Below are 9,960 nucleotides of genomic sequence, written 5' to 3' on the forward strand. Positions count from 1 at the left end.
TATCAGGGCTTTGTACGAAATAGCCATATCGAATAAAATCAGGAAATCGGAACGGGAGTTGTGGAAGGATGGGTGTGGCTGGCCGACACAGGATCATGCCTCGGTCGGTGACTCTCCGATATCACCAGTCTTATGAAGTCAATCGTTATTCTGAACCGTTGGCGCCGCAATTTCGACCGGGCTGAGTGCTTGTTGGTATATTGACCTGATCTGCACCTTGAAATCAAACAGGCCGGACACAACATATTGTATCCGGCCTGCTATTATTGCGAAGCATTCCGGTTAAAAATCTCGTCTTTTGCCCCGTGTTTTTTTTAAAGACTTGATTTTTAAAGCGACCGCTTTCCAGCGTTCCTTTTCGACCCGGTCGGAAGTCTTATGCTGCCGATCAGAAAAATACATCATTTCACGTTTCAGCTTATGGTAGCTTTCAATTCGGTCATACGTAATGTCCCCTTCGGCTAACGCCTGGTTAACCCGGCAACCCGGTTCGTGCATGTGGCTGCAATCCGAAAAACGGCATTTTATGGCAAAATGTTCAATTTCCGGAAAGGCGAGTTCAAGGCCGCCATCACCGTCCCAAAAAGCGATCTCCCGAATACCTGGATTGTCGATCACCATTCCGCCTTGGGGCATTGCTATCAGGTCTCGACTGGTGGTGGTATGCGTCCCTTTACCCACATTTTCGCTGACTGAACCGGTGGCCTGGACCGACCTTCCGTATAGACGATTCACTAGCGTGGATTTACCGGCGCCAGATGACCCAATCATAGTGATCGTCCGTCCGGGGGAAAGATATTCTTCCAGTTGAGCCAAACCCAGGGAATCCTTTGCAGAGACCACGTGTACCGGGACCCCGAAAGCGACGGGTTCAACCTCATTGATAAACTTTTCCGGAGATACGTGCAGGTCTGCCTTTGTCAGAACAATTGCGGGATTCAAACCGCAGTTGTAGATCAGCGCCAGGCACCTTTCAATGCGTCGCAGATTGAAATCACGGTCCAGACCGCAGACGACAAACACGGTGTCGAGGTTTGCAGCGATAACCTGTTCCCGTGTGGGTTGCGTTTTCTGTTTTCCATGCCTGCCTGCAGCGCCCCTGGACAGCGCATTTTTTCTTGGCAGAACATTAAAAATCACATTATCACTCGTAAGCACCCAATCCCCTGCGACGGGATACAAGCAATCAATTTGGTGGTTGAGCCTTCCTGCCACCGTAGCGAGGCGCTCGCCCTTTCCTTGGCTGACATAGAAACGATTCTTCCTCACACCGACTACTCTGGCCGGTTCAAGCATACCATCATATACATTGTCCAGATGCGTCTGAAAAAAAGGGGACCATCCCAGCTTTGAAAGCGGCTGGAAGCGGCCCATCGTAGATTCGGTTCCTGAATGTCTCATTGTGCTCATTATTGACCTCCACGTTGTTGCCTTTGATTTTTTCAATAACGATCAGGTGCTTGCCTTCAAGACCAGTGTACGCAAAGCACCTGAATTATAGTGTAACTCATTGATATTTTGTTTTATCATTCGTTACTGACGAAGAGGGCAACGATTGCGGTGGGTGTAGGGGTGAAATCTGCAGTGGAATAAAGCGGGAGAAACAGATTTCGTTAAAAAACCGCTTTGGTATCTATTATTGATTTCCGGTCAATCCGCCGCCGTTGAATGCGTCCTCTTGTCGGCAACGATTGGCACAATATCCATTAATGTCTTGAACATGAAAACTTCTCTCATTCAATATCTCAGGTACGCCTGTCTTTTCTGCTTCAGATTACCTTGTCGTGTCAATGCTTTTATATAAAACCTGACGGTCGGTCAATAGGCACCGATGAATGTGCTTATATACCGGTATTCCGGACAACTCAAACTGACGATTCACTCGGATCAATGGTTAAGCGGTCCTTGTCAAGACATTGGCTGTCAGAATGCAATATCAGAATAACCTTATATTTTCAATATTTTATTTTGATTTACACGCCCAAACAGGATTGATTTGATAAACACATACCGGCAAAAAACGATTTCAAGCAGGAGCTTTATTTAGATGCACGGCCACCATGTTGAAATACGTCATCAACTTCAATCTGGAAACCATTGGCCAAGGCATTGGTCTGGTTTGCCATGCCAACAACTGCCATCAGTTCGGCTAACATTTCTTCACTCATACCCTTTTTTCTGGCAGCCGCCGTGTGACTGTTGACACAGTACTTACAACTATTGGTCACACTGACGGCAACATAGATCAATTCTTTGGTAAGCGCATCGATGGTCCCTGGAGCCATCACCTCCTTAACACCACTCCACGTGCGCCGTAAAAGCCCCGGTTGAACCGCCAATACTTTCCAGAAATTATTAATCCAGTCAACATTTCGAGTAGTCATAATGTCATCGTAGACCTCTCGTACTTCAGGGCTGGCTTCCTCGTACTCGATAAATTCAACTATAGCCATGAGAAGACTCCTTTCCGTTAAAATGGATTTTACCGCTATTGATTGACGGGTGCGTCAGTTAATCTGCCTGAGAATTCAACACGCCAATGCTTTCAACTTATTTCCATATTCTGACATACGATGAGTAAGGTCTCTCGTGGAAATAAGGGCTGCATGCAATCTGCCCGATATGCCTTGAGCATGAGTCCTTATTTTTCGGATGTAATGGAGACTGCTGTCCGCCCACCTCTGTCTTCAGCCCTCAGCTCTCGTTCAAAGGCATCAGCATGACCAGGCTCCGCCGGGCATCCAAAAACGGCAGACGATAACGGTGGATCCGCAGCGAAAAGGAGATGCCCCCGAGGATGATGGCGCCGTCATCCTTCTGGTTGGCGGTTTCGTGCGAGTGGTTGGCCTGGGGTCCTTTCATGGCCAGCAGGCATCCTCCCGGAGCCAGGAAAGGCAGAGCAAGGATGGCGAAGTCTTCCAGCGAGGAAAAGGCCCTGCAGACCACCCGGTCGAATTTCGCCCGGTATCCCGGCAGCCGGCCCAGGTCCTCCAGTCGTCCGTGGACGGCATCGATGCCGCTCAGCCCGAGGGTCCGGATGGCATGTTTGAGAAAGGAGACCTTTTTGCGGACGCTGTCCACCAGGATGACCGACAGGCCCGGCTGCATGATGGCAAGCGGGATACCGGGAAACCCGCCGCCGGAGCCCGCATCCAGCACCCGGGTCCGGTCGCCGATCCAGGGCACCGCCGCCAAGGCATCTACATAGTGCTTGAGCGCCACGTCCAGGGGGTCGGTGATGCTCGTCAGGTTGGTGACCCGGTTCCACTGGATCAGTTCCAGCGCATGACAGCCCATGGTCCGGGCCTGGTTGACGCTCATCGTCAGCCCCAATTTCAACGCGCCCTCGATCAGCGTCTGCCGCCACTTTTCAGAATCGATTTCCACGGGATATCCTCGACGTCACAGTGGTTTCAGGCGGGTTTGACTCCCCGGAGCAATCCGGAATCATTGGGACCGGTGAAATCCAACCGATGAACGTCCACAAACCCGGCCGCTTCGAGCATGCCGGCAAGCTGTGACTGGCTGTATGCCCGTCCGCCGTCGGTTCCCAACAGCATGTTCAGGGAAAAAAGGGCGGGAAACAGGGGGTGGTCCAGGGTGTCGTCCAGAATGAACTCGTGGATGACCGCCACGCCGCCGGGGTTCAGGCAGGAAAACGCCTTTTCGATAATCCTCGAGCAGCCCTGCGCCGATTCGCCATGCAGGATATGGGACATCCAGACGGCATCGTAAGCCCCGGGGATGTCGTCTTGCAGGTAATCGCCGGGAATAAAGGCCACCCGATCATCCACGCCCATGTTCCGTATGGTCTTTTCGGCAAACGGCCGCGTGGTGGGCAGGTCCATCACGGTAGCGCGAAGGTCAGGATTATGCCGGCAGAAGTGAATGGCATAGGTACCGGGACCGCCTCCCAGATCCAGCAGGGTGGCACAGCCGGAAAGATCGACAATTGGCACCAGCCGCGGTGCCAGCCGGGTGGCCAGGTTGAACATCCCCATGAGAAAGGCCTCCCGCGCATCCGCGCCTTTCTCCCGGACAGGCAGCCGGATCGGTTTCCCGGTGAGAATCGCTTCCGGCAGCTTTGCCCAGGACTCGACCAGGTGGTGATGGTGCCGGATAATGTATCCGATGTATCGACCTGAATCCATCGACAGGTAGGTCCGGCTGGCCTCGGTATTGGCATAGCCGCCGGCATCCTTGGTCAACAGACCCATGGCGACAAGGGCATCCAGCAGGCGACAGACGGCGTCAAGCGGTGCTTCCAACCGTTCGGCCACACTCTGCCCGTGCACCCGGTTGTCTCCGATGCGGGTGAACACGTCCAGAGCCACAGCGCCGTGCAGTGCACAGGTGGCCCAATAGCTGCCTGATGTTCCTAAGATACGATCCGCTGTCCAGGTTTGCTGGTCCATCTCCCCTCCCCCTTCGATTGTTGTTCGGATCCACCCTGCATTCAATTGCCCCACCTTTCATTAGGTAGGAGATTGTTCTCACCTTGTCAACGATCATGCACGATCACCCCGGTTTAGCGGTCTTTATCCACTTGCCAAGCCCGCTGTTTTTTTGTTAGGGTCGCGAAAAGGACAACGTGGTCATAATTGCACCTGATTCTGGTTCATCTGCAAGGCACATTCATCGGACATGTCGATTTACACACCGGCGGATGGCGCACGGATGACGGCCCAACAGACACGCTGGGCAGGCAATTGTCATTTACCGAGGCAACCTGAGGCTGCTTTTTTTGCTCAGCTCGTTTTCCGCAACGTTCAGCCGGCAACGCTGTTAGGCTGCCATGGAAATATCGAATGACCGGACCGGACCATAATGAACCAAAAACCGCTACCCATAATGCCAGGGTAGCCCAGGACCGATACCGCATCCTTTTCGAACGCTCCCCCGATGCCGTCATCGTCACCACCCTGGACGGCCGCATCATCGATTTCAATCCGGCCGCTTCGGACTTTTTCTGTATGTCCCGATCCGAACTGCAGGGCGCGAACATCACCACCTTTTATGCCAACCTGGCGGACCGTGAACCGTTGATCCGCCAGGTGGATAAAACGGGACTTGTCCACAACGCGCCTGTTATTTTCGTGGCCGACGGCGGCCAGTTGAAACACAGTCTCGTGACCACCATCCGGCTGGATGAGCCGGACGGCGGCATTTATGGATACCAGAGTATCATCCGCGACGTCACCCGGCGCCGGCGGGCGGAAAAAAAACTGCACAACCAGAAAAACTATGCCGAACAGTTGATTGACATCGCCCCGGAAGCCATCGCCATTGTCGACCTGGAGGACCGGGTGATCCGTATCAACGAAGAGTTCTGCCGCCTTTTCCAATACCCGGAAGAAAGCTGCATCGGCCGCCGGATGGATGAACTGATCGTCCCGGAACCGTTGAAGGCCGAAGGCCTCGCCCTCTCCGCACGGGTAATGGGCGGGGACTGCTTTGAGGTGGAAACCCGGCGTATGAAAAAAGACGGGACCCTGGTTGACGTTTCCGTCCTCGCCAAACCGATCGCCACGGAAAACGATGAAGCGGCCATCTATGTGATCTACCGGGACATCTCTGCGCGCAAACAGGCACAAGATGCCTTGGAAAAAAGTGAGGAGCGTCACCGTACCGTCTTGGAAGCCGCTCCGGACCCGGTAATCGTCAGAGACATGTCCGGGCGGGTTATCTACCTGAATCCCGCCTTCACCCGCGTTTTCGGGTGGCGCTTGGACGAGTGTCAGAACCGACCCATCGACTTCGTTCCCCAGGAGAATCAGCCCGAGACCCAGCAGTTCCTGGCGCAAATTCATCAGGGGGCCTCCTTTTCGGGGGTGGAAACCCGACGGTTTACCAAAAGCGGGCAGATGGTTGACGTCTCCATCAGCGGTGCTGTCTTTTTCGATACCGAGGGCAAGCCCGAAGGTTATGTCAACACCCTCCAGGATATCAGCGAACGCCGCAAAAAAGACGAAGAGCTCAGGTATGTCGCCTATCACGACATGCTCACCGGGCTTCCCAACCGCAAATCGTTTTATATGTGCATCGACGACCTGCTTCAACATTCGAGCCGCCGGAATTCAGACCGGGCGTGGGCACTGATGTTTCTGGACCTGGACAAATTCAAACAGGTCAACGATGCCCTGGGCCACGACACCGGAGACCAACTGCTGAAAGGCGTGGCTAAACGGCTCAAGGAATGTCTCCGGGAAACGGACCGCCTGTTCCGCCTCGGCGGAGATGAATTCACGATCATTCTCAGCAACTTAAGCCTCGACATCGACGTCGCGCGCGTGGCACGAAAAATTCAGCGGACCCTTACCCGCTCCTTCCGATTCAACGGCCAGGAGATATTCACCTCCACCAGCATCGGCATCAGCGTCTTCCCCAACGACGGGTGGGAGGTGGAGGGACTGGTAAAAAGTGCAGACATGGCCATGTACGCCGCCAAAGAAAACGGCGGAAACGATTACCGGTTCTTCACCGAGGAGATGAACCGCAAGGCTCTGTACCGCATGAAGATGGAGAGCAGCTTGAGAAAAGCACTGGACCAGAACGAGTTGGTGCTTTACTACCAGCCGCTGGTCAATGAAACCAGCCGCATCGTGGGTATGGAAGCCCTGATCCGATGGAACCACCCGGAGCTGGGACTCGTTCTCCCGGCTGATTTCATCCGCATCACGGAAGAGACGGGCATTATCGTGCCGGTGGGACGGTGGGTGTTGAAAACCGCCTGTACCCAGACCAAGCGCTGGCACGACATGGGTTTTTCGGATCTTTTCGTGGCGGTGAACCTGTCCGCCAGACAGCTTCACGAGCCGGATTTTGTGCAGATGGTGATTGATATCCTTCGTGAAAGCGGCCTGCCCGCGGAGTGCCTCAAGCTCGAAGTCACCGAGAGCAGCATGATCCAGAACCCGGAAGTATGCATCTCAAAAATGAGAATTCTGCGCGCCAAGGGAGTCACCTTTTCCATTGACGATTTCGGCACCGGGTACTCCTCGCTGAGCTATCTGAAGCGATTTCCCATCGACACCTTGAAGATCGACCGGTCCTTTATTTCCGATGCGATGACCAACAAGGGGGACCAAGAAATCATCAAAACCATCATTAACATGGCCCGAAACCTGAAAATCAATGCCGTCGCCGAAGGGGTCGAGACCCGGGAGCAGAAGGATTTTTTGGCCAGCTACGGGTGCAACAGCATGCAGGGCTTCTTTTTTGCCCGCCCTGTTCCAGTAGACACGTTCAAGGAACTGCTCCAGCGCCAACAGCGACCCGCCCCCCCGGAAAGGAAGGCATCGCGGTGCAGGACTTCAAACCGTACTGCGACGCAACCCGAAGTAGAGCCTTGAAGAACGGCCACTTGACCCCTCGATTCCCCGACCCGCTTTATGTCATTGTTCAGAATTACGGAGCTTTTCATGCGCTTTCGCCCCTGTATCGATCTACACGACGGCGTGGTTAAACAGATCGTGGGTACCACCTTGTCCGATACCGACGTCCATGGGCTGCAAACCAACTTTCAGGCCCAAAAACCCGCCGGCTGGTTTGCCGACCGCTATCGCAGGGATAATCTCACCGGCGGCCACGTAATCCAGCTGGGTAAAGGCAACGCGTCTGCAGCCCGGTCGGCCCTTACGCAATGGCCTGGCGGCATGCAGGTGGGCGGTGGCATCAGCGCGGACAATGCCGCCGACTGGCTGGATGCCGGCGCCAGCCATGTCATTGTCACCTCCTGGGTGTTTCACGACGGCCGCATCCACATGCAGCGTCTGAAGCAGCTGACCCGGAAAATCGGAAAAAGGCACCTGGTACTGGATTTGAGCTGCCGCAAGCACGACGACACTTATCTGGTGGCCACCGATCGCTGGCAGACATTCACCACCGAAGCGGTCACTTACCCGCTCCTGGACCGCCTCTCCGATTACTGCGATGAATTTCTCATCCACGCCGTGGATGTCGAGGGGCGCTGCGGGGGTATCGAAACCGACCTGGTGGCCTATCTGGGCCGATGGGAGGGTCTGCCGGTCACCTATGCAGGGGGCATATCCAGCCAGCAGGATATCGATCTGATCGACTCGCTGGGAAACGGACGCATCGATTTTACCGTGGGCAGCGCCCTGGACATCTTCGGCGGCAGCGGACTCCGTTATGCGGACCTGGCCCGGCGATACGGTTCAGATCAATCCATGGGCAGCAGCGCATAGCCCCTTGCCTGGTAGGCCACAATAGAAATATAACCGTTTTGAACGACGCTGACCGCCGCTAAAAAATCCGCCGGATCGACCTTTTGCGCCTTGGCTGCGATCGCGCACTGCTCGATGCGAAAGCCGTGCTGGCTGAACTGATCGATCCACCCTTGAATTTCCTTTTTCATTTCCGCGTCCTCGGTGGCGACATACTTCCCCCCCTTGGTGACAAAGAGGCTGGCGCCGCCGCGAAAAGCGACGACAACCGTCGGTGTGACCCCGGCATCGATCAGCTGGCTGTAAGTTTCATCGATCAGCTCAAGTCGGCGCAGCAGCAGTTTGGCCTCCCCCACGTTGACGTCACAAACCATTTTCAGCGACGTCAAATCACCCAGGGCCTGTTTATCGTCCGGACTGCCGGCCCATAACAGTGAAGGGAACAGGACCAGCAATGCAATCATTACATGTTTCATGGTTATGTCCTCATGCAGGTGGGTTGGGCACCGAATGGGTGCCTCGTTGCAAGATACCGAAGCCTTAAAATAAAGACGGCATGCGCTTATGGTCAAGGCCTCCGCTGCTTTTTTCGTTAAGGGCGAGTGTGCGGGGTGCCGAGGAGCAGGCAGAGGCTGGCAGGCGACCCGGGGGCGCATATCTATCCGAAATCGGATAGGCCATCACGCCAAGCAGCCGGAGGCAACAGGCGGCTATACAAAAGAGGCGGATTGGCGAAAGGCCGATTGGGGCTGGCTGGGTATAAAAACAGGAAAGGGCCGAATACGATGATTCAGCCCTTTGGGTTCGTCAATTTTTGGAGGCGGCATCCGGATTTGAACCGGAGAATGGAGGTTTTGCAGACCTAATATGAAATTAAATACGTAATATTTACTGGTCGTTAAAAAATCAAGGTTGCGGAATATGTGACCCTTTTTGCAACCTATACGCAACCATTTTCCACGATTTGCCAAGCCACATTTATTTGGCCAAATCACGGCCACAAAAATGTTTGGTATTGCTTTGTGCAAACTCCCCTACCCCACCTACCAACCAGCCAATATCCCACACAATTCCAATCCAGCCACACAGTGTGTGTGCTGGCTTTTCCGATATTTTGCTTCTATTGAATGAAACACTCTTGCCAAGATATAGGGGGCAACTATCTGATATGTTGGGCTATAGTTTGGTAAATGGGACAGGACGCTTTGAAGCGTCTCTTTTCTGGGATAAATAGTGGAGGTAGGTGTATGCGGTGTGGCACCGTTACCTTTGGCAACCAAATACAGATTTTGACAATACATGTATGAGTGTTGTAGACTCATCAAATCTCAACCTGAATCTTGACTTAATTTAGTTTCTCATCTTCTATTCATACTCATTTCTGTAAATATTCTTAGCGCTTAAGTATTCTTGCTGTTTAAAAACAGATACTGGTATTCCATTAAAATAACCAAGCATTTTCTTACAATATTTGAAATGGATAAACCCCTCAAAATTTGCCTATCTGGCTCCTAAGAGTTCATCAATTGTTCTTTTAGGAGCCTTTTCCGATTGGAAAACAAACTCTATAAAATGGAAACTCTACTAATCAGAATAACAAAAGGAAATAATATGGTTGAACCCAGCCAATTGGACAAAACTTTTCAAATTATCTTAAAATACTTTATGGAAACAGGGCAGGCACCGTACTACACGGAGATCGCATCCGAACTGGATGTGCCGGTTGAGGAAGCACGTAAAGCCTTGCACGATCTGTATTCACCCGGCTTTCCGG

8 protein-coding genes are annotated in these 9,960 nt (G+C 53.2%); 3 read left to right on the top strand and 5 right to left on the bottom strand.

The annotated features are described in order from the left end of the window. Positions 1 to 282: 282 nt before the first annotated feature. From rsgA to ACZCED_RS06895, 4 genes are all read right to left on the bottom strand, one after another. A complete protein-coding gene (gene rsgA / locus ACZCED_RS06880) occupies positions 283 to 1,410 on the bottom strand; it encodes a ribosome small subunit-dependent GTPase A (RefSeq protein WP_464860480.1) in 1,128 nt (375 codons plus the stop codon). A 629-nt stretch (positions 1,411 to 2,039) separates the two neighbouring features. Continuing rightward, complete coding sequence (locus ACZCED_RS06885) at positions 2,040 to 2,453, bottom strand: carboxymuconolactone decarboxylase family protein (protein WP_464860481.1); 414 nt, start codon at positions 2,451 to 2,453, stop codon at positions 2,040 to 2,042. Positions 2,454 to 2,694: 241 nt separating this feature from the next. Further along, positions 2,695 to 3,387 (bottom strand): 16S rRNA (guanine(527)-N(7))-methyltransferase RsmG, encoded by a 693-nt coding sequence (rsmG, locus tag ACZCED_RS06890; RefSeq protein WP_464860482.1) that lies wholly within the window; start codon positions 3,385 to 3,387, stop codon positions 2,695 to 2,697. A 26-nt stretch (positions 3,388 to 3,413) separates the two neighbouring features. Further along, the gene (locus ACZCED_RS06895; RefSeq protein ID WP_464860483.1) at positions 3,414 to 4,415 is read right to left on the bottom strand and encodes a methyltransferase; all 1,002 of its coding nucleotides are present in this window, start codon (positions 4,413 to 4,415) and stop codon (positions 3,414 to 3,416) included. A gap of 393 nt (positions 4,416 to 4,808) precedes the next feature. On the opposite strand from ACZCED_RS06895, the gene ACZCED_RS06900 reads away from it, so the two are divergent. Together ACZCED_RS06900 and hisA are read left to right on the top strand one after the other, a co-directional pair. After that, positions 4,809 to 7,352 (top strand): sensor domain-containing protein, encoded by a 2,544-nt coding sequence (locus ACZCED_RS06900; protein WP_464860484.1) that lies wholly within the window; start codon positions 4,809 to 4,811, stop codon positions 7,350 to 7,352. Positions 7,353 to 7,421: 69 nt separating this feature from the next. After that, positions 7,422 to 8,207 (top strand): phosphoribosylformimino-5-aminoimidazole carboxamide ribotide isomerase, encoded by a 786-nt coding sequence (gene hisA / locus ACZCED_RS06905; protein WP_464860485.1) that lies wholly within the window; start codon positions 7,422 to 7,424, stop codon positions 8,205 to 8,207. Here the strand turns inward: hisA and ACZCED_RS06910 are convergent. Then, positions 8,183 to 8,662, bottom strand: coding sequence for a DsrE family protein (locus tag ACZCED_RS06910; protein ID WP_464860486.1), 480 nt, complete (start codon positions 8,660 to 8,662; stop codon positions 8,183 to 8,185). The genes hisA and ACZCED_RS06910 overlap by 25 nt on opposite strands. A gap of 1,075 nt (positions 8,663 to 9,737) precedes the next feature. Between ACZCED_RS06910 and ACZCED_RS06915 the strand changes: the two genes are divergently transcribed. Then, on the top strand, positions 9,738 to 9,960 hold a 223-nt coding region (locus ACZCED_RS06915), incomplete at its 3' end, for a hypothetical protein (protein ID WP_464860487.1).

This window comes from Desulfosarcina sp., from assembly GCF_055467485.1.